The sequence below is a fragment of the Prevotella sp. RM4 genome, assembly GCF_000701965.1.
Lineage (GTDB): Bacteria > Bacteroidota > Bacteroidia > Bacteroidales > Bacteroidaceae > Prevotella > Prevotella ruminicola.
In genome coordinates, this window is record NZ_JNKG01000008.1 from 291,395 (window position 1) to 315,146 (window position 23,752).

Here is a 23,752-nt window from a genome sequence, read left to right on the forward strand (position 1 = left end):
GTAAGTTCTAACTTATGCATAACATATTAAAAGTTTTCTTCGTACCGCTTCTCTGCAGCCTTGTGCTGCAGGGTTGCGGTTCTTCTTCATCCGAGGATGAACCAACGCCTGCGCCACAGCCTGAGCAGACGAATTGGAAACAGGTGGCCGAGCAGGCTACACAGGCTTTAGTAACTCACTTCTGGAACGGTCGCGAGGGCTATTTCAACTCGATGCCCGATGTGGCCGATATCCATCAGAATCAGTATTGGCCCCAGGCTCATGCCATGGATGTGGTGATTGATGCCTATCTGCGTACAGGCAGTGCCGGCTATCGCGACTTGTTTGATAAGTGGCACGAGGGCATCAAGAAAAAGGCTGGCAACAGCTATTTCAACGATTTCTACGACGACGAGGAGTGGATCTGCTTGACGATGCTCCGCTTGTACGACTGTACCAAGGAACAGAAGTATCTGGATACCGCCCAGTTGCTGTGGGACGACATCCAGAATGCCTGGAACACCAAGTACTGCGGTGGCGGCATGGCATGGCGTAAAAGTCAGCCTTGGAGCAAGAATGCCTGCAGCAATGGTCCTGCCGGCATCATCGCTGCCCGCATGTACAATATCCTTCACAAGGCATCTGATTTAGATCTGGCCAAGCGCATCTACAACTGGGAGCGCGACAACCTGTATGCCGCTGGCACGGGTGCTGTGTATGATAGCATGAACGGGCAGGATGGCAACAATGTTACCACTTGGGTGTTTACCTATAATCAGGGCACGTTTGTGGGTATGTGCTACGAGTTGTTCAAGATTACAGGCGAGACCCTTTATCTGCGCGATGCCGTACGTGCTTCGTCTTACACCCTGTCGAGCCTGAGCGACCTCACCGAGAGTGTGCTCAAGGACGAGGGTACTGGCGATGGCGGCTTGTTCAAGGGCATTTTTGTGCGCTACTTCACTTTGCTTATTCAGGAGCCCCAGGTTGATGCGAGCGATAAAACCCGCTTTGTGGCTTATCTGAAGCACAATGCCGAGGTACTGAAGGAAAAAGGCCTTCAGGCCCAGTACCTGATTGGCAGCAACTGGGCTCGTAACACATCGGCCATCGACTTGGGTACCCACGTTAGTGGTTGTGTACTGCTCGAAGCTGTTGCTCTCGATACTCTTTAGGCGTCATACCAAAATGCTTTCGGAACTCAGTATAGAACTGTGAGCGCGTGTTGAAGCCCGTTTTATAAATGATTTCCTGAATAGTGGTATTAGTAGTGGTAAGCCATCTTGCTGCCACATTAATACGGTAGGTCTTGATATAATCCTTAGGTGTCGGCATATTGGCATCACTGAACTTCCTATAGAGATTGCGCGGACTGATACTCATCAGTTCCGCCAATGTCTCTGGGGTCAGCTCAGTATCGGTCAGATGCTCGTCAATCACCTTTGTCACCTCGTCGGCAAAGCTCTGGTGCTCCTTGCTAATCAGGTCGCCGCCAGCATACACATAGGCCGATGCTGCCGAATTATAGTATTCGCGCAGCACGTTGCGGTTCTCTAACAGTCGTACCACGGTGGCCTGCAGCAGGTTGATGCTGAAGGGCTTGCTGATATACACGTCGGCGCCGCTGTCTAATCCCTCTATACGCTCCTCTTCCGATGTCTTGGCCGATAGGATAATCAGTGGTATGTGCATGGTGTGCTTGTTGCGCTTTACCTGTTGTGTAAAGTCCAGTCCGTCGGTACCAGGCATCATAATATCGGTAATAATCAGGTCGGGAGTTTCCTCTTTCAGGTAGGCCATGCCCTGTTCGGCATTCAAGGCTGCCAGCACACGGTAGTCCGATAGGCAGTCGGCCAGCAGGTCAAGCATCTCCTGGTTGTCGTCAATCGTCAGAATGGTAGGTGTTCTGTCGCCTGCCATCTTGGGCAGTGGGCGTGCAGGTTTGGCATTGCTCACTGCCTGTGGCACAGCCAGGGGCATGTTGTCGGTCTGCTTAGCCGATGTCACCACCTCGTCGCTCACACCTTCGGGTAGCGGCTTTTCGGGCAGATACACATTAAACTGTGCATACTGGCCCACTTCGCTGTCAATCTCTATCCGTCCGCCTAACAGTTTGGTCATGTTATGACAGATGGCCATACCAATGCCATTACGCGAGGTCTGTCCGGCATTCGGACTCTCTTCTACGCTGTCGAACACGGTATAGTAGTCGAAAATGCGCTCTCTGTCCTCAGGTGCGATACCACGTCCTGAGTTATAAACCGAGAACAGCAATCCTCCCTTCTGTCGGGTAAGTTTTACTTTGATGGTGCCCTCGCTTTTGGTGTATTTAAAGGCGTTTGATATCAGGTTGCCTACGATGCTTCTCAGTGCCTTATCGTCAGATGTCCACACCAATCCCGGCTCAATGTCCTGTTCGTAGCTGATGCCACTGCGCTCGGCCATCTCGGTAAAGGCGTTGGCGTAGTCGCCCACCACTGCCGATACATCCACGCGTCGCCAACTAATCTCGTGGTGTCCTGTGGTTACACGGCGCAGGTCGATAACCTCCTGAATCAAACTGTTCAGTCGACCCAGGTTCTGCATCACCTTGCCCACGTATTTTCTCACAAACTCATCGGCCTTGGTGTATGCCATAATGCGTTCGCATGGTCCGTAAATCAGGGTCAGAGGTGTGTTCAGTTCGTGTACCACATTGGTCAGGAACTTCAGTTTCTCCTCGTACAGCTCGTCCTGGTGCTGCTGTTGTAGTCGGGTTAGCTGCATCTGCTGGTGCAGCTTCTGGTCCTCGTACCAGTGACGTACATAGATGGCTATCAGGGCAATGGCCAGTAATATATAAATAAGGTAGGCCCAGATGGTGCGGTAATAAGGTGGCTTGATGTCGATGTGCAGTTGCGATACGGCCGTTTCCTTACCGTTCATCATGTTCTTGGCCTTTACATACAGCGTGTGACTGCCCTCGGCCATCTGGGTAAACGATATCACGTTGCTCGATCCGTTGTCAATCCATTCGCCGTCGTCAGTCAGTCGGTACAGGTAATGGTAGAACGGCTCCTCCAGATAGTTAAAGGTGGCTAAGCTCACGGCAAAGGAGTTCTGCGTGTGGTCTAATGCCAACGTCAGGTTATCTCGCTCGCCCTGCATAAAGTCGTTGATGTTCTGCAGCTTACCCAAAATGTTGAGTGTGGTAAAACTAATGCGCAGTTCGTGCACCTGCTGCTGTACGGTGGTGTCGTTCACAATAGCCGTAAAGCCGTTGATACCGCCAAAAAACAGCTCCCTGCCATTGGCAAAGGCGGCACCATCGCAGTATTCGGTTACATCCAGTCCGCTGTTCATGCCATACACCTTCAGCACCGTGCCGTTGGGCGACAGTTCTACCAGTCCGCCGTTGGTGGTAGCCCATACTTCGTCTGCTGTACCTTTTGTAAAGGCATGTATGGTGTTGTTAGGCAGTCCGTTGGCTGTAGTCAGATGGTGACTCTTGCCTTGCTTGTTACGTATAAAAATGCCCATGCCCGTACCTATCCACAGGTTATCGCCCACGGCCTGCAGCGCAAACACATCGTTAATGCTGGGGTCGTTGGTTGTCTGGCTGGGTGCCATATACTTCAGCTGTCCTTTCTCAAAGGTATAAAGTCCTTTTCCGCGGTTTCCGAACCACCAGCGGCCCTGTTCGTCGCAGGTCAAACAGAAGAAGTAGTTCGACGAGCCTTTACCGCCATCCAGCACGTAACGCTTCATGTTGGTTAGTCGTGGCTGTCCGTTTTCTACGCTGATATCGGCTTTTACTATACCCGATCCCAAGGTGGCCATCCATAGTTCGTTGCCTTTTTCGCGGATATCAATCACCTGCTGCAGGTGCATTTCGGCTGGTACGGGTCGTATGCTCTTGGTGGCTTGCGAGTAATAGCAGATGCCATCGCCGCCACTAATCCAGAACCAGGGATGTTTGCTCTCGGCCAGTTTGTAAACCACATTGCTGCTCAGGCCGCTGTTCTGCTCTCTGTACACCGTTTCGCCCAGCTGGTGTGGGTTCTGGTAGATGCTGAAGTTGGGTACCTGTATTAGTCCGTCGCCCTTGGTGCCCACCCATAGGTTGCCCTCGCCATCTTTTAGCAGTGCACGGATGGGGAACGATTTGCCGGCACGTAGCGAGGTGCTTGCAAACGATCGTAATGTCAGTGGCTCGTCGCTATACATCAGCACGCCGGCACCGTCCGATCCTATCCATACGATATCGCCTAAGCGGTCCTTGTGCATGCAGAATACGCCTGTTTCTACCCCTAAGTCAATCACCTCGGCTGGCTTGCCTTTGGGGCGGTTCACCTTAATCACACCACCTTCGCCAAAGCCAATCATCAGCGACTCCTTGTATTGCAGCACCTCGTTAACAAAACCACGTCGACTGATTTCATGGGCCAGCGACATCTCGTGTTGCAGGGTGAGTGCCTCCATCTGGTAGCTGTATAGCTGTCCGTCGTTGGTAACCAGGTATTCTGTATCGCCATCGGGCATGGCCGATACCAGGTGCATGCGTTGCACCATCTTGGGCTTGCCAATGGAGTATTGGTTGTTGTTGGCGCTTAGCTGATAGCTCACAATGCCATCGCGGTTAAACAGGTAAAGAGCCTTACTCGATACGGCAAAGTCGCACACGTTGGCCAGTGTTACGCCTTTCAGGGGTAGGGCATGTATGCTCCCGTCGCGCTTGTCGATATAGTTCAGTTTGCCGTCGGTAAGCAGGAATCCGTCGCCTTGCGGATTCTTTCGTATGCGCCTTAGTCCTTGGAACTGTGGGTAGTAGCGCACCTCCTGGCCTTTGGGTGTTACAATGTTCAGTCCGTAGTTAGTCAGCACCCAGGTATTGTTATCACCTACGTTCAGCACATGCTCTATCAGGTTGCCGTACAGTCGCTGCCCGGCATGCAGGGTGGCAGGTCGCACCTTACTGCCATCGTAGCAGTTCAGTCCGTCGATGGTGCCAAACAGCATAGTGCCGTCGGGTTGCTGCTCAATACTGAGTATCGAGCTGGCCGACAGCCCGTCACTACTGGATATATGTCGGATGTTATAAGCCTGTACTTGCAGCACGAAAGCCACGAAAGCAAGTAGTAATTTAATCTTCATGTTTTTAATTTTTCCTTTTCGTGCGCAAAAATACAAAAATTATTTGTAAAGACTGTTCTTTATCCCTTTTTAATGACAAAAAGATGTTAAATACTAAAAATTTAGTTGATAAAATTTGGAACTACTAAATATCTAGTATATATTTGCCGGCGGAATGATAAACCTAAGCATTATGAAGGAGAAAAAGAAGCAACTAACCAAGGCCGAGACACAGGTGATGAACATCCTGTGGAGTTTGCCAGAACAGCAGGGCTTTATTCAGGACATCATCGATCGCTATCCTGAACCAAAACCTGCCTACACTACTATCCTGACGTTTATGAAGATTCTTACAGATAAGGGATTTGTAAAGCCAGAAAAGGTAGGCAAGGCCAATCGTTTTTCGCCGTTGGTAAGCAAGGACGATTACACCTACTCGTTTATCAGTGATGTAAAGGATACTTTTTTTGATGGCTCATTCACATCGCTTGTCAGCTTCTTTGCCAAAAAGGAGCAATATACCGACGAGGAGTTGGCAGAACTGAAGGAATTGATGACAAAAATCGAGTCGAAACGATGATAACGGCATTTCTGTTATATATAGGTAAGGTGGCGATGCTGTTGGCAGTGTTCTATCTGTTTTATCGCCTGTTGATGGAACGTGAGACTTTTCATCGCTTTAATCGTGCCATCCTGCTCCTGTCGGTCTTGATAGCCTTTATCCTTCCGCTGTGCGAAATCACCCTGCACAAAACGGTTGTGGCTGCATCTACGTCTGCATCCAGGTCTAATGTTGTATCTGGTGTTGCATCGGATAGCCCCTTAGCAACTTACGATAATCCCCTTCTATGGCTATTCGTTATCTATCTTGCAGGCGTAGTATTAAAACTGCTCCATACCGCCATCAGCATCTATCGTTTGAACAAGTTGATTAACCAATGCGAGCAGCACCCGCAAGCAGATGGAACCATCATTGCCGTTTGCGCTCAGAATATTGCACCGTTCAGCTGGTGGAACACCATCGTGTTTTCGCGTCGCGACTATCAATTACAGGATTCGGCCCTCTTGGTTCATGAGCGGGCACATATCAATAGCTATCACTCATTCGATCTGTTGCTGATGGAACTGGCGATTGCCCTGCAGTGGTTTAACCCTGCCATCTGGCTCACAGGTAGAGAGTTGCGTGCCGTTCATGAGTACGAGGCCGATGCCAGTGTGCTTTCGGGTGGCGTAGATGCACACCACTATCTGAACCTGCTGATGGATAGGGCCAATGCCAAGTTGGAGTGCAAGTTGGCTAATGCCATCAGTCAGCAAACGCTGAAGAACCGTTTTCAGATGATGGCCCGTCATCGCTCCAAGCCCTCTCGTCTGCTCAAGGTGCTGTATCTGCTCCCCGTTGTAGCCATCACCTTAGCCCTGAATGCTCAGACGATTATTCACTATCAGGCACCAGAACCTGCTCCCATCCATCCTGTTGCTGATACCATTCTGACTCAGGTGCCACAGGAGGTGTCACCAGCCCCTGTGGTTGAGCCTCATAAACAGCAAAGCACTCAAAAGACGGAACCTCAGCCAGAAACCGCAATGCTGACGATTTCAGGAACGGTAGTTGACGAAGAAGGTAATCCCTTGCTGGGTACAGCTGTAAAGGAACATGACGGTGCAACAGGTACGATTACTGATTTTGATGGAAAATTCTCGCTCAAAGTACCCAAAGGCGCAGTGGTGGATTTTCTGAATATAGGCGTGGCCACAGTCTCCATACAGGTAAAGAGCGATATGGCAGACCAGAAGATAATTATGAAACAAGAATAACTTAACCAATAAAAGTAATGAGTATGAAAAAAGTTTTTGTGATGATGGCAGTGTTGTTGGCATCAGTAACCGCATCTGCTAATGACAACTTTAAGTTGACAGGTAAAATTGATGGTGCAAGCAATGATACGCTCTGCATCGAGTATACCATTTTGCAGCCTCAGAAACAGCACATGGTGCATAAGGTGGCTGTAAAGGCTGGTGAGTTTTTGTTCAACGCCAATCTGAAAGAGGCTTATTCGGCTAAAATGTATTTAAAGACGAATCCCAAAGAGAGTCTTTATTTCTATTTGGTTCCTGATGAGGAGGCTGTCTTTAGTGGCAGTCTTAATTCGGTAGACGAGCATTGGAGTGGTAGTACATTCTATCAGCAGTACGAACGAATAACTGAACTCCAACGTCCTTTTAATATTGAGTTTGTGGCTGCTCGAAATGATCCTGATAGCATAAGGGGGGAGAAAAACCGTGATATCAATAGGCGCGCACATTCTGTATATATGAAATACATAGAGGAACATCCCGACGAGGATGCCACGGCAACTTTGATTGTTTATGTAGGTTACGAGCAGGTGCTGCCTGCTATGGCCAAGTTGACTCCGGAAGTTCGCAATGGCAGAATGAAAAGCGATTTGGATAGCTTGGAGAGAATGTTTAAGCAAGTGCTGAAAGAGGCGGCTGCACGTAAAGCCGTAAAGAACGATACTGTTACAATAGGCACTCAAGTGCCAGAACTTGGGTTGAAAGATCTGCAGGGAAATGTGTTGGAATTGAAATCGCTTCGTGGTAAATATGTAGTGCTCGATTTCTGGGGCTCGTGGTGTACCTGGTGTATCAAAGGGTTCCCCAAACTAAAGGAGTACTACGCCAAATATAAGGATCGCCTTGAGATTGTGGGCATCGACTGTAACGATACTGTCGAAAAGTGGACTGCTGCTGTTAAGAAACACAATCTGCCTTGGCTGCAGGTAAGAAGCGAGGATGGCATTACAGAGGATAGATTCAGAATAAAGGGCTATCCTTATAAGGTGCTGATCTCGCCCGAAGGCATTGTGCTCAATGCCTACCTAGGCGAAACCGCCGATTTCTACCAGTATTTAGATACCGCCCTTTAAGTTGATGGTATGGCTCAACATGTTCTGATTATAAGAAGATTGGAGTACGAATATATTAAGACGAATGACAAATTCCCATTAGTGGAACGCAGTGTTCCCAGGTTGGGAACAAAACATTCCCAGGTTGGGAATGAAACGTTCCCAAGTTGGGAAAAAATGAAGCGCTTTTGGTGGCGAGGGTTGTAGTATTAGTTGGTGTTTCTTTTGAAACTTTTGCAAAAAAATCTCTCATCTCTCCCTCAATCTCTCAAAACCTGCATAAACACAGGTGGTTTGAGCGATGAGAGATTTTTCGCATCCCTCCCTTATCTCTCATGTATCTCTCCCTATAGCATGAGAGATGTAGGGAGAGATTAGGGAGGGAAAAGGGAGAGATTAAAAAAATCTCCACCCTCTCGAAATGCCTGTGTACAAAGGCTTTTCGGAAGATTGAGGGAGAGATGGCTGTTTTTACAGAGAAATTATTTGCAAAAATTATCTCCGTTACCTCTTCTTTACCTATCTTGGCTTTGATGATATAAACACCCTTGGGCCAGCCTACGGTTGAGATGGTGGTAGAGTGCTATATGTCAGGGACCAGTCCCGTGGCATAGATAGGCTATCGCTAAATATCTTCGAGAGATAACGTTATTAAATTGAGATGGTATGATCCAAAATCAGATGCTGGCAAAGATGCCACTTTTGTTTCTAACTCTGAAAGACTAAGTTTTTTAGGGTTCCTTTTAATTTCGGCAGCAATACCAGTGTGCTCAAATTCATTGAGGGCAATCATATCTATCTCATTCTCACCTTTACGATTCCACCAATTCCCCACTATTGTATATTGCCCCGATTCCATAGCTTGTTGTTGAAAGAACTGTTCAAGTGTACGCCCTGTAAACTGTTCATAACCTTTCCCCATATTCTGTCGCAACAAGGAAAGTTGCTGGCGTTCCACAAGTGCCTGATATGGCCATACAAAGCGGAACCAGAAACGTAGGAACTGGTCGGAAATCTCGTAAGCACTGGTTTTGCTGTTAGGTTTGGCCAGTAGGGGTTTTAGACGCGCGATGATGTTATAGTTGTTTTCAAGATTCTGGATGAAAGTACCCATATCCTTTTGCATTGCGCCGTCTATATCCGAACGCCTGGTCATACCTCCCGCTATTAGCTGGAGAATAGAAAAGTATGTGCTACTCTCATCGCCAAACTCCTGAATCATCAGATCGCGACCCTCTGAGAGAAAATAAGAATCCTGCCTGCATACAAAGTTTAGCATTTTCTCCTTTGTATAACATCCTGCATCCATCAAAAGCTCTACGTATTTTGCCACTCCACCAGTAATCATATAGAGGCAAAGCAAGTCCTCATTGTTATAATGCGGGTGATGGTCGCCGAATATCTGCTTCAGTACATTAATAGAGAAAGGTAACAGTGTGAATTTTGAGGTGGGGCGTCCATAGAGCGGTTCGTTTCTATCTTCGAAGATACGTTTCATCAACGAACGGATACTACCCATCGTTATCAGGTTAATATGTGAGTCACGATGATACCTGTCCCAAATGTCTTGCATCTCACTAAAGATGGCTGGATTTACTTTATAGAAGTTCTGAAACTCATCAAAAACAATAGAAAAATGGCGATGTACCGATTCTCTCATAATAACCTCGAACACATCACGGAAGTGCGACAATCGACCATATACCTGTATACCTAACTGTTCCTGGAGTGTTTGCTGAAACTTATGGCAAAGCATGGCTTCGCTATCTTTCGCCACAAAAAGATAAGCAAACTGGCACCCCTCCAAGGCTTTTATCACAAGCGACGTTTTACCAACTCGGCGTCTACCCATCAGCACTGTAAACACAGCATGCTGTTCGGCCTGCTTCTCATTCTGCTTCAGAATCTCCATCTCAGCTTTGCGATCATAAAACTTCATAATATAAATCTGGATTTATATAAATTGTCGTTTATATTTCTGCTGCAAAGTAACAAAAAAAACTTCATATCTCCAAATATTATGGATATTTTTTAATAGTTTACCCCACATTTGGACGAAAACTAGTAAAAATAGCGATAGCCTACTGACGAATATAGGCTATCGCAAATATGCCAGGGGGCACTTTATTCCGTGGCATGCACTATTTCTTGCTATGGAAAGAGTAACCAATAGTAAGGCCTACATGCGAGTAGTATTTCTTACTGATGTGGGCATCAAGGGTGAGGCGCAGGTGGCGGGCAAATTCTACACCTACTCTTGGAATGATGCAGAGAGTTGTGCCCTCATCACCTAAGCTGCCCTTGATTTGTTGGCAATTCGCAACTCCAAGGCCAAGACCGATGAATGGTGATACCTTCGATCCACGATTTATCTGATAGTCGGATAGTACAGCAAGCGATATCGTTCGGTTGCTGAGCGACTTGTCATCTTCTACGTGTCTGAGAGCACTTCCTATATATAGTTCTGCACCAACATCCATCGGCAATCGTTTCAGATTCCATCGCGATTCAACTCCCAAGTTAACGCCTAACTTGTTACTGATTCCCGATTCGCTATCCAACGGCAAATTGGTTCCTGCTTTTACTTCAAACTCAAACGGAGCAACATTCTGCTGGGCTCGGCATGGCATAACGGCCATCAGGGCCATACATAATACAAGTTGTAATTTCTTCATCTTTATTTTATTGGTTTGTAAATTCACGTGCAAAGGTACAACAATTAGTTGGAATATACTCAAGAAAATCCCTATATAGTGGTAGGTAATCCCCCTAAAGTAGCCATTGATGGTACAAATAATAAAGTTTATGATACTCACGGAATAGAGGGTTTGGGGGATTTGTTGTAACTTTGCAGCCGAATAGATTAATAAACAGAAATCAAATTAGCAAATATGAAGAAACTATTAGTAGCGTTATCGCTTATCGCCGGTAGCTTGACTGCATCGGCACAGTGGGGACGTCCTGTAGATTATGCTGCAGGTCCTGGACTTAAGGATGCTTACAAGGATTATTTTACTGTAGGTGTGGCTGTAAACAAGTTCAACATCTCTGATCCTGCTCAGACTGCAATCGTAAAGAAGCAGTTTAACAGCGTTACTGCCGAGAATGCTTGGAAACCAGGTGAGATTCACCCAAAAGAGGGTGTGTGGAACTTTGGCTTAGCCGACAGCATTGCCAACTTCTGCCGCGAAAACGGTATCAAGATGCGTGGTCACTGTCTGTGCTGGCACTCACAGTTTGCCGACTGGATGTTTACCGATAAGAAGGGCAAGCCTGTAAAGAAAGAGGTATTCTACCAGCGTTTGCGCGAGCATATCCACACCGTGGTTAACCGCTATAAGGACGTGGTTTATGCCTGGGACGTAGTAAACGAGGCTATGGCCGACGACGGTCGTCCATTCGAGTTTGTTGATGGTAAGATGGTTCCTGCCAGCCCTTATCGTCAGAGTCGTCATTTCAAGCTTTGTGGCGATGAGTTTATTGCTAAGGCTTTTGAGTTTGCACGCGAGGCCGACCCAACAGGTGTGCTGATTTACAACGACTACAGCTGTGTTGACGAGGGCAAACGTGAGCGTATATATAATATGGTGAAGAAGATGAAAGAGGCTGGTGTGCCCATCGATGGTATCGGCATGCAGGGCCACTATAACATCTACTTCCCTGATGAGGAGAAGCTGGAGAAGGCTATCAACCGTTTCAGCGAGATTGTAAACACTATCCATATTACAGAGCTGGATCTGCGTACCAATACCGAGAGCGGTGGTCAGCTGATGTTCTCGCGTGGCGAGGCAAAACCACAGCCTGGTTATATGCAGACACTGCAGGAGGACCAGTATGCCCGTTTGTTCAAGATATTCCGTAAGCACAAGGATGTGATTAAGAACGTTACATTCTGGAACCTGAGCGATAAGGACTCTTGGCTGGGTGTAAACAACCACCCACTGCCTTTCGACGAGAACTTCAAGGCTAAGCGTTCGCTGCAGATTATCCGCGACTTTGATGCCGCTATGGACAATCGCAAGCCAAAAGAGGACTTTGTGCCCAACCCCATGAACCAGCCCGGACAGGAGTATCCTATGGTTAACTCTGAGGGTTATGCCCGTTTCCGTGTTGAGGCTCCCGATGCTAAGTCGGTAATTGTAAGCCTGGGTCTTGGTGGCCGTGGCGGTACCGTACTGCGCAAGGATAAGAATGGTGTTTGGACTGGTACTACCGAGGGCCCAATGGATCCTGGTTTCCACTACTATCACCTGACTATCGATGGTGGCGTGTTTAACGATCCTGGTACACATAACTACTTCGGTTCTTGCCGTTGGGAAAGTGGTATCGAGATTCCTGCCAAGGATCAGGACTTCTACGCTTATCGCAAGGATATCAACCATGGTAACATCCAGCAGGTAACCTTCTGGAGCGAGAGCACCGGTAAGATGCAGACTGCCAATGTTTATCTGCCTTACGGTTACGGCAAGCTGGTAAAGGGTAAGCAGGAGCGCTATCCTGTACTGTACCTGCAGCACGGTTGGGGTGAGAACGAAACCAGCTGGCCTGTACAGGGTAAGGCTGGACTCATTATGGACAACCTGATTGCCGATGGTAAGATTAAGCCATTTATCGTGGTAATGGCCTACGGACTGACTAACGACTTTAAGTTCGGTTCAATCGGTAAGTTTACTGCCGAGGAGTTTGAGAAAGTGCTCATCGACGAGCTGATTCCTACTATCGACAAGAATTTCCTGACCAAGGCCGACAAGTGGAACCGTGCGATGGCCGGATTGTCGATGGGTGGTATGGAAACCAAGCTCATCACCCTGCGCCGTCCTGAAATGTTCGGTTACTGGGGATTGCTGAGTGGCGGCACCTATATGCCCGAGGAGATTAAGGATCCTAAGGCTGTGAAGTACATCTTCGTAGGTTGTGGCGACAAGGAGAACCCAGAGGGCATCAACAAGAGCGTTGAGGCACTGAAGGCTGCTGGATTTAAGGCCGAAGGTCTGGTTTCTGAGGGCACAGCACACGAGTTCCTGACATGGCGTCGTTGCCTTGAAAAGATGGCTCAGAGCCTCTTTAAGTAAGGAAAAGTGCGAAAAAAGTGTGATTTTTTAGTGGTTGAAACAAAATAAAAAGTAAATGTAACATGAGGATAAGCCACTTTCGAAAAAATACACTAACTTTGCACCCAGATAAAATAAAGAATCGGTTAAAATTGTTTTAGTTATATTAGTAGTTAGTAGTTTTTCCTTCCCTGGGACTAAAGAAAGGCGTTTCTTGTCCCAGGGTTATTTTTTAAATTCATAAATTATTTGTATCTTTGCAGCGAAATTTAAAACCAATAGTATATATATGAAACGATTATTGACTATCCTTGCCAGTGTGTGTGTAGCACTTGTGGTTAATGCCCAGCAGCACAAGCTGTGGTACAGTAAGCCTGCCGCTCAGTGGCTAGAAGCCCTGCCTATAGGCAATTCGCACTTAGGTGCCATGGTGTATGGCGGTATCGGTACAGAGCAGATACAGCTGAACGAAGAAACCTTCTGGAGCGGCTCGCCGCACAATAACAACAATCCTGATGCCAAGGTGGCTATGAAGGATGTGCGACGCCTGATTTTTGAAGGCAAAGAAAAGGAAGCCGAGGCGCTGATTGACAAGACTTTCTTTAAAGGACCCCATGGACAAAAGTATCTGCCCCTGGGCGACCTGATGCTTTCTTTCGACTACCCAAATGGGGCTGAACCAAGCAATTATCGTCGCGAACTGAACCTGGGTGATGCTTTGTGTACCACCAGTTTTGATGTGGCTGATGTGAAATATATTCGTACAGCCTTTGCCTCGCAGGCTGATAACGCCATTATCATACAGCTGACAGCCAGCAAGAAGAAAGCCTTGAACTTCGGCGTGAGCTATCAGCGCAACCAGCAGGCTGTTGAGGGCGGTGCTGTGGCCAAGAACGAGCATGCCTATATTATTAATAATGTAGAGCACGAGGGTATCGCTGGCAAGCTGCAGGCCGAGGTGCGTGTAAAAGTGGTGGCAGATGGAACTGTGACCGATATGGGCAGCGATGTGCAGGTGCGAAATGCCACCAATGCCACTATCTTTATTACGGCGGCCACTAACTACGTGAATTATCAGACTATTAACGGCGATCCGGTTGCGAAAAACAACCTGACCATGCAGTTGCTGAAAGGCAAGAACTACAAGCAGCTGTTGAAACGCCATCTGGATAAGTATCAGGATCAGTACGATCGTGTGTCGCTGTCGTTAGCCAAATCGGCGCAGTCGGATCTGCCTACTGATGAGCGATTGGCTGCTTTCGATGGTACCGATCTGGATATGGTGTCGCTGATGATGCAGTACGGACGATACCTGCTGATATCATCATCGCAGCCTGGTGGTCAGCCTGCCAACCTGCAAGGTGTATGGAACCATAAGATGGATCCCGCTTGGGACTCGAAATATACCATCAACATCAATGCCGAGATGAACTACTGGCCTGCCAATGTGGCTAATCTGGCTGAGACACAGGAACCACTGTTCTCGATGATTCGCGACCTGAGTGTCACAGGCGCTAAAACGGCTCGTACCATGTACAACTGTCCGGGTTGGGTGGCGCATCATAATACCGACCTGTGGCGTATTGCCGGTCCTGTGGATGGTACCAGCTGGGGAATGTTCCCAACAGGTGGTGCCTGGCTTACCACGCACCTGTGGCAGTACTACCTGTATACTGGCGACAAGCGATTCCTTGATGCTTGCTATCCCATCCTGAAAGGAGCTGCCGATTTCCTGCTGTCGTATATGCAGGAATATCCAAAGAACGGCGAAGTGAAGCAGGCTGCCGGCTGGCTGGTAACGGTGCCAACAGTATCGCCTGAACATGGACCAGTAGGCAAGAATACCACCGTAACAGCTGGATCGACAATGGACAACCAGATAGTGTTTGATGTGCTGAGCAGTACCCTGAGGGCACACCAGATACTGGGCTATAACAATGTGGTTTATACTACCATGCTGAGCAATGCCATTGCCAAGCTGCCACCTATGCAGATAGGTAGATACGGACAGTTGCAGGAGTGGCTGATTGATGGCGACGATCCAAAAGATGAGCATCGCCACATATCGCATCTGTACGGCTTGTATCCTTCGAACCAGATATCTCCCTATAGTCATCCCGATCTGTTTACCGCTGCGGCTAACACCCTGAACCAGCGCGGCGATATGGCTACTGGCTGGAGTCTGGGTTGGAAGATCAACTTCTGGGCACGTATGCAGGATGGTAACCATGCCTTTAAGATTATCAAGAACATGCTGAACGTGATACCCAGCACCACAGAGTGGGGGCGCAGTGGCGGTACCTATCCTAACCTGTTTGATGCCCATCCACCATTCCAGATTGATGGTAACTTCGGTTGCTCGGCTGGTGTATGCGAGATGCTGCTGCAGAGTCATGATGGCGCTGTGCACCTGTTGCCCGCCCTGCCTGATAGTTGGAAAGATGGCGAGGTGAGTGGACTGGTGGCAAGAGGTGCCTTTACGGTAAGTATGAAGTGGCACCAGGGTGAACTGACCGAGGCTACGATATACTCGAAGATTGGCGGACAGCTGCGTCTGCGTTCGTATGTGCCATTGCAGGGTGCTGGTTTAAAGCCGGCTCAGGGTGAGTGCAGTAACGAGCTGTTGGCACCTGCTGCCATCCGCGAGCCATTGGTGTCGGAAGAGCTGAAGGACTTTAAGACACTGCCCATCCGCAAGGTGTACGAGTATGATATCATGACCGCACCGGGGAAAACGTATTACATTAAACATTAAACATTAAAGATTAAAGATTAAACATTAAACATTAAAGATGAAATATCAACTATTCTTATCATTGGCATTGTGTGTGGGGCTGGGAGCCTCGGCACAAACATTGCCTTACCAGAACCCGAACCTCTCGGCTAAAGAGAGAGCCGTTGACCTTTGTAGTAGACTGACATTGGAAGAGAAAGCTATGCTGATGCTGGATGAGAGTCCAGCCATCCCCCGCTTGGGCATCAAGAAATTCTTCTGGTGGAGCGAGGCGCTGCATGGTGCGGCTAACATGGGTAATGTAACCAATTTCCCTGAGCCTGTAGGTATGGCTGCGTCGTTTAACCCTCATCTACTGTTTAAGGTGTTCGACATCGCATCTACCGAGTTCCGCGCTCAGTACAATCATCGTATGTACGACCTGAATGGCGAGGATATGAAGATGCGTAGCCTCTCTGTTTGGACACCAAACGTGAACATTTTCCGCGACCCTCGTTGGGGCCGTGGACAGGAAACCTATGGCGAGGATCCCTATCTTACCAGTGTGATGGGCGTGCAGGTGGTGAAAGGCTTGCAGGGGCCTGAGGATGCCAGATACCGTAAGCTCTGGGCCTGTGCCAAGCACTATGCCGTGCACAGCGGTCCTGAGTATACACGTCATACTGCCAACCTGACTGATGTGTCGGCCCGTGACTTCTGGGAGACTTATATGCCTGCCTTCAAGACATTGGTAAAGGATGCGAAAGTGCGCGAGGTGATGTGTGCCTATCAGCGCCTGGACGATGATCCCTGCTGTGGTTCAACCCGTCTGCTCCAGCAGATATTGCGCGATGAGTGGGGCTTTGAATACCTCGTTGTGAGCGACTGTGGTGCTGTTAGCGACTTCTACGAGAACCATAAGTCGTCGTCGGATGCCGTACATGGTACATCGAAAGCTGTCTTGGCTGGTACCGATGTAGAGTGTGGCTTTAACTATGCTTATAAGAGTCTGCCCGAAGCAGTCAGAAAAGGTCTGCTCTCTGAGAAGGAGGTTGATAAGCACGTGATCCGTTTGCTCGAAGGTCGTTTCGACCTGGGTGAGATGGATGATCCGTCGCTGGTGGAGTGGTCGAAGATTCCTTATTCGGCTATGTCGACCAAGGCTTCGGCTAACGTAGCACTGGACATGGCCCGTCAGACCATCGTACTGCTTCAGAACAAGAACAATATCCTGCCTCTGAAGAAGAATGCCGAGAAGATTGCCATTATCGGTCCTAATGCTCATAACGAGCCTATGATGTGGGGAAACTATAATGGTACCCCAAACCATACCGTTACCATCCTGGATGGTGTGAAGGCTAAGCAGAAGAAACTGGTTTATATACCTGGCTGCGACCTGACAAATGATAAGGTGATGGAGTGCCATCTGGCTACCGACTGTGTGACTCCCGATGGCAAGAAAGGCTTGAAGGGCACATTCTGGAACAACACAGAGATGGCTGGAAAGCCCTTTACTACCGAATACTACACCAAACCGGTAAATGTAACCACTGCAGGTATGCACGTGTTTGCGCCCAACCTGCCTATCGAGGATTTCTCGGCTAAGTACGAGACAACCTTCACAGCCAAAGAGGCTGGCGAGTATGTGGTAAATGTGGAGAGTACTGGTCATTTCGAACTCTATGTCAATGGCAAGCAGCAGTTTGTGAACCATATTTGGCGTGCTACACCAACACGCACGATGCTGAAAGCTGAAAAGGGTCAGAAGTTTGATATTGAGGTACGTTTCCAGACCGTGAAGACATGGGGTGCCTCGATGAAGATCGACGTGGCTCGCGAGTTGAATATCGATTATCAGGAGACCATCGCCCAGCTGAAGGGTATCAATAAGGTGATTTTCTGTGGTGGTATCGCTCCCAGTCTGGAGGGCGAGGAGATGCCTGTAAACATCGAGGGCTTTAAAGGTGGCGACCGTACCAGCATCGAACTGCCTAAGGTGCAGCGCGAGTTCCTGAAGGCACTGAAGGCTGCAGGAAAGCAGGTGATCTATGTGAACTGTTCGGGTTCGGCTATTGCCCTGCAGCCAGAGACAGAGAGCTGCGATGCTATCGTACAGGCCTGGTATCCTGGTCAGGAGGGTGGTACAGCAGTGGCCGACGTGCTCTTTGGCGACTATAACCCAGGCGGAAAACTGTCGGTAACCTTCTATAAGAACGATCAGCAGTTGCCCGATTATGAGGACTACTCGATGAAGGGTCGTACCTATCGCTATTTTGATGATGCGCTGTTCCCCTTCGGCTATGGCTTGAGCTATACTACCTTCGAGGTAGGTGAGGCCAAGGTTGAGGCTGCTACCGATGGTGCGCTTTACAATGTACAGATATCTGTGACCAATACCGGCACCAAGAACGGTAGCGAAACCATCCAGCTGTATATCCGTAACCTGCAGGATCCCGACGGTCCACTGAAGAGTCTGCGTGGCTTTGAGCGTTTGGATATCAAGGCTGGTAAGACGGCAACAGCCAACCTGAAGCTGACCAAGGAGTCGTTGGAGTTCTGGGATGCTGAGACAAACACCATGCGAACCAAACCCGGAAAGTACGAGATACTCTACGGAATCAGTTCGTTGGACAAAGATCTGAAAAAACTGACCATCACTTTATAGTGGTGGTCTTTTTTTGACGTAACAAAAGTGTGGTGGTGATAATCATAAACAGGGCGACACAGCCTGCAATCACATAGAACCAGTAATCAACAACAGGTTTCTCCTTGATTTTCTCCCAAATCTCACGAAGCACTTCCTGGCGGTCGCCACTGTCGCGTAGATAGCTGCAACGGCTGATGACGTCCTTGGTGGGATACATCACGCTATCTACATGAACGGCGGTGGCTTCAGGGCCAAAGAAATAACTCAGATCGATGGCAGGAAGACTGTCGTTGGTAACAGCTTGCAGTATCTCGGGTGTGCCGATGGCCGAACTGTAGCCTGTTTCTTCCATACACAACAGGGCTATATCAGGTCGGCACAGGAAGTTTATCCAGAGGCTGGCGGCCTTGATATTCTTACAGGTGGTGGGAATCACCCAGCAGTCGGCCCAGCAGTCGCTACCCTCGATGGGTACAACATACTGCAGGTTGGTGTTGTCGCCTGCCTCGTCGATAGCCCATCTGGCGTCGCCGTTCCAGGTTATACTCATCCAGTCCTTGCCGGCTGACATCAGGCGCTTGTCGTCCTCTACATCAAAACTCTTCATCTGTGGACGGGCCGACTCCAGCAAGTCCTCGACAATAGCGATGTTGCGGTTGGTGAGGTAGGCGGCCAACAGGTTGCGGTTGGCTACGCCCGACTTGATGTCATCGTAGAATGCGTAGTTGATAAACACGTTATAGATATCGCTGAACGAGTCTTTCATAATCACCTTGCCGCGATATTTCGAGTCGAACAGGAATGCCCAGCTGTTTACCTCTTCGGGTTTAACAAATTTGGTGTTGATGAGTACGCCTGTGTTACCCCATAGATAGCCTACGGTGTAATCCTTGGCGGTGATGCCCTGTGCCTCGCCGATGTGCTGTAGCATGTTGTCGATGAAGGGTGAGGTGCCATGCAGGTAGTTAGGAATGCCTTGAGCCACGAAACTGGTGTCGATCGGGGTGAGCATCTTGTGTTTCATCATGCGTTCGGCCAGATATTCGGGTGGACAGAACACATCCACCTCTGTCTGCTGGTCCTTTATCATGTCGAAACACTCTTCAGGATAGTCGTAGGTTACGTAGCTTACCTTGATAGGCTGGCCTGTAACCTGCTGGTACCATTTCTCAAACTTCTCTATAACGCCTACACCAATGTAGTCGCCCCAGTTATATACCTTCAGTATCTGTTGACGGTCCTGTGCCTGTATGGCCAGACTGCAACACAAGGCAAGAATAGCGGTTGCTACCCGTTTCATATCGTTCCTTTTTTGTTTAGCGCTCTTCGTGCTCCTTCATATAGTCGCGTGGCGACATACCGTAGAATTTCTTGAATACGGTAGAGAACGAGGCTGAGTTAGCAAATCCACATGCATACATCACCTCGGTAACGTTCATGCCTTGGTTGGCCAGCAGCTGGGCGGCCTTCTTCAGGCGGATATTGCGGATAAAGTCGTGAGGTGTCTGGCCGGTAAGGTCCTTCATCTTGCGATGCAGGTGTACACGGCTGATACCAACAGTATCGGCAATCATATCTACACTCAGGTCGGAGTTGTTCAGATTCTTGTTGATGCACTCCATGATGCGCTCCAGCAGCTTCTCGTCGGGCGACTTGAGTTCAATCTCGTCAATCTGTTCCTCCAGGCTGTCGTTGCGCTCGTACTTCAGGCGCAGCAGACGGTGCTTGTTAATGAGGTTCATGATGGTGCGGCGCAGAATCTCCATGTTGAATGGTTTAACGATGTAGGCATCGGCACCAGTCTCCAGACTCTCCAGTTTGTCCTCGTCGCGGTTCTTGGCGGTGAGCAGTACTACTGGGATAGAATTGGTGTTAGGATTGGTTTTGATGCGGGTACACAGGGTGTTACCATCCATCTCGGGCATCATGATATCACTCAGTACCAGGTCGGGCTTGGTGCGGATTACCTCGCCAAGTGCCTCGCGACCATTGGTGCAGGCATGTATATCGTAATCCTTCGAGAGCTCGCTCTCAAGGTAGTTGCGAATCTCCTCATCATCTTCGGCAATCACCAGAGTGAGCTTGCGGTTGCCAGGTGTCATCTCGCTCATCGGGTTAATCAGCTCTGTCTCGGGCTCCTCTTCCAACAGCAGTTCGGGGGTGATGGTCTCGGCGGCCTCGGCTGCTTCGGCTTCGGTAATCATCTCGTCAGCATTCAGATGGCTGTTGCCCATAGGGATGGTAATCACAAACTCACAGCCCTTCTCCAGGTTGTGAACGGTAATGGTACCATGGTGCAGCTCAACCAGCGAACGGGTAAGGTCGAGACCGATGCCAGTGCCCACATAACGGTCGTTGAGCGTGGTGGGCGTCTGATAGAAGCGGTCGAAGATCTTGTTCATCTTATCCTCGGGGATGCCTTCGCCATTGTCGTAGATGGCGATAGTGGCCGATTCGTCAGTATGACTGATGCGGATACCTATCTCGCCACCGGTTGGGGTGTACTTGAAAGCATTCGAGAGTACATTCATAAGTACCTTATCGAAGTTCTGGCGATCTATCCATACAGGAATCTTATCGCTATCGTGTTCGTAGATAAACTTAATCTGCTTGGTCTTGGCCTGATTATCAAACAGGTCGTAGATATCCTTGGCAAAGCTTACCAGGTTGGTCTCACGCATTCGCATCTGCATCTGACCCTTGTCGATCTTTCGCAGGTCCATCATCTGGTTAATCAGACTGAGAATACGCTCGGCATTACGACGGATGGTTTCGTAAACTGCTTTGCGGCTGGGATCGTTGTCGTTCTTGATAAGCGAGAGCAACGGTGTGAGAATCAGCGTCATTGGGGTGCGGATCTCGTGACTCATGTTCATGAAGAAACGCAACTTGGCCTCGCCCATCTCTTCGGCATGGATATGGGCCTGGAGGCGCAGCTTATCCTGCTCCTTATGGCGACGGTAAACCAAATACTGCCATACAAACATACCGATAACCATAGCGTAGAAGAAATAAGCCCAAGCCGAGCGGTACCACGGACTGTGGATAACCACCGTGAACTCTCTTACGGGTGTTTCTACGTTATTGCGCTCGGCCTTAACCCTGAATCGGTAGGTGCCTTGTGGCAGGTGCGACAGGGTAAGCACGTTCTCGCCTGGCTGCAAGCGGTTGAATGGCTCGCCATTAATACTATATAAATAAGATATGTGTTCAGGGTTCTCGTAGGTAAGGGTCGAGAACTGGATTGAGAACGTGTTATCGCTATAGCTGAGTTCGAAACGGTTGCTGGCAATGATGGTAGTATCGGTAACCAGATAGCTGCCTGAATGGGTGGCACGACTTACCTGCTGACCATTGATAGAGAAGGAGGTGAGCTCAACCTCAGCCTCCCATTTGCTAGGAGCAATATGGTGAGAGTCGAACCACGAGATTCCTGCTGTGCCACCCATGGTGAGGATACCATCGGGCAACATGAATGAGGCACCATCGCTGAACTCGTTACTCTGCAGACCATCATCCACAAAATAGTTCTGCCAGATATCGGATTTAGGTGTGAAACAGCTCAGTCCGTGGTCGGTGCCTATCCAAAGACGGCCTTGCAGGTCGCGCTCGATGGTGGCAATACCGTTATCGGCCAAACCATCAGCACGGGTATATTGCTGGGTTTTGTGGGTACGCAGATCGTAGCGGAACAAGCCCTCGTTGGTACCATACCACAGGTTATCGTCGTATTCGCGGGTAATTCTTACTGGGGTGCTGTAGTTCAGACAGTTCATGCCAAAGGTGCTTGTCCAGCTGTTGGCTGGGATGTCGAGACAGCATAAGCCCATACTGGTGGATACATACAAACGTTTGCCATCGGGCGACAGTTGAACCTGCGATACATAATCGTTGGTAATGCAGTTCATCTTCCTGTTCTTATCAGCGCCTGCCTTCATTTTGTAAATGGCCAACACACGTCCGTCGTTGGGGTCCATCTTCACAATGCCATGTTTCATGGTACCCAACCATAGGTAGCCATCGTTGCCCACGGCTATGTCCATTACAATCAGGTTGGGATCCATGGGGAATGGTACGCGGTGATACTGGAAGGTAACAGGATCAACCCAGCCGATACCTTCGCGATAAGTACCTAACCAGATACGTCCCTTCTGGTCTTCGGCCAGCGATACGATGACTGATGGATACTGGTCCTTGAGGTGCTTAGAGGCCTGGGTGTAGAAATCGTAGCAGTACAGACCGTCCTTATCGGTACCCACCCATACACGTTTCTTGCTATCCAGGATAACGCTGATGACGCAGGCCGTACCTAATATATTATGGGCGCCAAGTTTATGTCCCATGTAGTGGAAGCCCTTAAAGCTGATGGGCTGCATAAAGATACCCTTCTGCAGTAATCCGAACCACAGGTTGCCGCTCTTGTCCTCGGTAATAGAGTAAACCTTACTCATGGGGAGATTAACTTCGAGCGAGAAGAATGGGTTATCAATCAGTTCGGGTTTGCGGGGATTATAGAGGGCTATACCTTGACCATCATAACCAATCACAATGTTACCATCGTGGGCACGGTAGAGCGATGATACGGCTTTTGTACCTGTTTCGGCAATGTGAACGAACGTGTCACCCTGCATTCTGAATACACCGCAGTTGGTACTACCGGCATAGATGATGCCATCGGCACCTTCGCAGAGGCATGAGAACACCACGCTGGGCAGGTTCTGCATATGGCGCTTGACGGTCTTGCCGTTGTATGAGATGAGGCCCATGTGCTCTGTAACAATCCACAGGGTACCTGTACGGTCCTCAATCATACTGTTAACGGTGTGTATGGTAGCCAAAGGTCCCTTCTCCTGATAGGCTGTCTTCTGATCCTTGAACTTCAGGATACCTAAGCCAGAGGTTCCCACCAGTACGTCGCCATTGGCACGCTCCAGGAAGCAGTTGGGGTAGCTGTGACCGGCGTTGCCGTTCTTGTCGTACATGGTGACATTATGGAATTTGGTGCCGTCCCACGTTTGCAGGGCGCCATACATACCAAAATAAAATAAGCCTTTGCGATCTTGCATCATGCTGTTCACGTAGTTGCTTGCCAGTGAACTGTCGTGCTCGTTCTCTTTCTTGAATACGCGGAACTGATAACCATCGTAGCGATTGATACCGTTACGGGTGGTTGTCCAGATGAATCCCTCGTTATCAAGATATACTTGTGTTACAAAGCTGCTTGATAATTGATGATCGGTAGTGAAGAACTTTCCCCTTTGGGCGAAAGCACTCAACGAGAGAAGTGAAGTAGCTAGAGTCAGTATATACTTAACTTTCATTGTTTTGTTAGTAATTAAAT

12 protein-coding genes are annotated in these 23,752 nt (G+C 48.9%); 7 read left to right on the forward strand and 5 right to left on the reverse strand.

Translation table 11 applies throughout. The features are described 5' to 3' along the window. Nucleotides 1–14 precede the first annotated feature (14 nt). The gene (locus tag T499_RS0107155; protein ID WP_033150385.1) at nucleotides 15–1,154 is read left to right on the forward strand and encodes a glycoside hydrolase family 76 protein; all 1,140 of its coding nucleotides are present in this window, start codon (nucleotides 15–17) and stop codon (nucleotides 1,152–1,154) included. Here the strand turns inward: T499_RS0107155 and T499_RS0107160 are convergent. Further along, complete coding sequence (locus T499_RS0107160) at nucleotides 1,108–5,112, reverse strand: hybrid sensor histidine kinase/response regulator transcription factor (protein ID WP_033150386.1); 4,005 nt, start codon at nucleotides 5,110–5,112, stop codon at nucleotides 1,108–1,110. The genes T499_RS0107155 and T499_RS0107160 overlap by 47 nt on opposite strands. A gap of 172 nt (nucleotides 5,113–5,284) precedes the next feature. Between T499_RS0107160 and T499_RS0107165 the strand changes: the two genes are divergently transcribed. Genes T499_RS0107165 through T499_RS0107175 form a run of 3 tightly spaced genes read left to right on the forward strand, consistent with a single transcriptional unit; the run spans nucleotide 5,285 to nucleotide 8,021 of the window. Beyond that, on the forward strand, nucleotides 5,285–5,671 hold the full coding sequence (locus T499_RS0107165; RefSeq protein ID WP_033150387.1) for a BlaI/MecI/CopY family transcriptional regulator: 387 nt from the start codon (nucleotides 5,285–5,287) through the stop codon (nucleotides 5,669–5,671). Further along, nucleotides 5,668–6,909 (forward strand): M56 family metallopeptidase, encoded by a 1,242-nt coding sequence (locus T499_RS0107170; RefSeq protein ID WP_052173535.1) that lies wholly within the window; start codon nucleotides 5,668–5,670, stop codon nucleotides 6,907–6,909. The genes T499_RS0107165 and T499_RS0107170 overlap by 4 nt, the downstream gene beginning before the upstream one ends. A 23-nt stretch (nucleotides 6,910–6,932) precedes the next feature. After that, nucleotides 6,933–8,021: a TlpA family protein disulfide reductase gene (locus T499_RS0107175; protein WP_198021261.1), complete on the forward strand. Its 1,089-nt coding sequence runs from the start codon at nucleotides 6,933–6,935 to the stop codon at nucleotides 8,019–8,021. Between the two features lie 604 nt (nucleotides 8,022–8,625). Here T499_RS0107175 and T499_RS0107180 read toward each other — a convergent pair. After that, entirely contained in the window at nucleotides 8,626–9,939 is a 1,314-nt protein-coding gene (locus tag T499_RS0107180; RefSeq protein WP_033150388.1) for an ATP-binding protein, read from the reverse strand. Nucleotides 9,940–10,141: 202 nt separating this feature from the next. Next, a complete protein-coding gene (locus tag T499_RS0107185; RefSeq protein WP_033150389.1) occupies nucleotides 10,142–10,675 on the reverse strand; it encodes an outer membrane beta-barrel protein in 534 nt (177 codons plus the stop codon). 216 nt (nucleotides 10,676–10,891) lie between these two features. Here T499_RS0107185 and xyn10D/fae1 point away from each other — a divergent pair, with 216 nt between their 5' ends. The 3 genes from xyn10D/fae1 (at nucleotide 10,892) to xyl3A (ending at nucleotide 18,429) form a co-directional block, all read left to right on the forward strand. Beyond that, nucleotides 10,892–13,072, forward strand: a complete 2,181-nt coding sequence (gene xyn10D/fae1 / locus T499_RS0107190; protein WP_033150390.1) for a bifunctional endo-1,4-beta-xylanase/feruloyl esterase — start codon at nucleotides 10,892–10,894, stop codon at nucleotides 13,070–13,072. Between the two features lie 268 nt (nucleotides 13,073–13,340). Then, a complete protein-coding gene (locus T499_RS0107195; RefSeq protein WP_033150391.1) occupies nucleotides 13,341–15,806 on the forward strand; it encodes a glycosyl hydrolase family 95 catalytic domain-containing protein in 2,466 nt (821 codons plus the stop codon). A gap of 37 nt (nucleotides 15,807–15,843) precedes the next feature. Beyond that, nucleotides 15,844–18,429 carry a xylan 1,4-beta-xylosidase gene (gene xyl3A, locus T499_RS0107200; protein ID WP_033150392.1) on the forward strand — a complete coding sequence of 862 codons (2,586 nt, stop codon included), beginning with the start codon at nucleotides 15,844–15,846 and terminating at the stop codon, nucleotides 18,427–18,429. Here xyl3A and T499_RS0107205 read toward each other — a convergent pair. Together T499_RS0107205 and T499_RS0107210 are read right to left on the reverse strand one after the other, a co-directional pair. Further along, the gene (locus T499_RS0107205; RefSeq protein WP_084162961.1) at nucleotides 18,419–19,711 is read right to left on the reverse strand and encodes an ABC transporter substrate-binding protein; all 1,293 of its coding nucleotides are present in this window, start codon (nucleotides 19,709–19,711) and stop codon (nucleotides 18,419–18,421) included. The genes xyl3A and T499_RS0107205 overlap by 11 nt on opposite strands. A 16-nt stretch (nucleotides 19,712–19,727) precedes the next feature. Beyond that, a complete protein-coding gene (locus tag T499_RS0107210; protein WP_033150393.1) occupies nucleotides 19,728–23,732 on the reverse strand; it encodes a hybrid sensor histidine kinase/response regulator transcription factor in 4,005 nt (1,334 codons plus the stop codon). Nucleotides 23,733–23,752: the final 20 nt, after the last annotated feature.

Excerpts from the sequence above, each read along its gene's own strand:
- T499_RS0107155 (WP_033150385.1), top strand. The coding sequence starts at position 15 with ATGCATAACATATTAAAAGTTTTCTTCGTACCGCTTCTCTGCAGCCTT.
- T499_RS0107160 (WP_033150386.1), bottom strand. The coding sequence starts at position 5,112 with ATGAAGATTAAATTACTACTTGCTTTCGTGGCTTTCGTGCTGCAAGTA.
- T499_RS0107165 (WP_033150387.1), top strand. The coding sequence starts at position 5,285 with ATGAAGGAGAAAAAGAAGCAACTAACCAAGGCCGAGACACAGGTGATG.
- T499_RS0107170 (WP_052173535.1), top strand. The coding sequence starts at position 5,668 with ATGATAACGGCATTTCTGTTATATATAGGTAAGGTGGCGATGCTGTTG.
- T499_RS0107175 (WP_198021261.1), top strand. The coding sequence starts at position 6,933 with ATGAAAAAAGTTTTTGTGATGATGGCAGTGTTGTTGGCATCAGTAACC.
- T499_RS0107180 (WP_033150388.1), bottom strand. The coding sequence starts at position 9,939 with ATGAAGTTTTATGATCGCAAAGCTGAGATGGAGATTCTGAAGCAGAAT.
- T499_RS0107185 (WP_033150389.1), bottom strand. The coding sequence starts at position 10,675 with ATGAAGAAATTACAACTTGTATTATGTATGGCCCTGATGGCCGTTATG.
- xyn10D/fae1 (WP_033150390.1), top strand. The coding sequence starts at position 10,892 with ATGAAGAAACTATTAGTAGCGTTATCGCTTATCGCCGGTAGCTTGACT.
- T499_RS0107195 (WP_033150391.1), top strand. The coding sequence starts at position 13,341 with ATGAAACGATTATTGACTATCCTTGCCAGTGTGTGTGTAGCACTTGTG.
- xyl3A (WP_033150392.1), top strand. The coding sequence starts at position 15,844 with ATGAAATATCAACTATTCTTATCATTGGCATTGTGTGTGGGGCTGGGA.
- T499_RS0107205 (WP_084162961.1), bottom strand. The coding sequence starts at position 19,711 with ATGAAACGGGTAGCAACCGCTATTCTTGCCTTGTGTTGCAGTCTGGCC.
- T499_RS0107210 (WP_033150393.1), bottom strand. The coding sequence starts at position 23,732 with ATGAAAGTTAAGTATATACTGACTCTAGCTACTTCACTTCTCTCGTTG.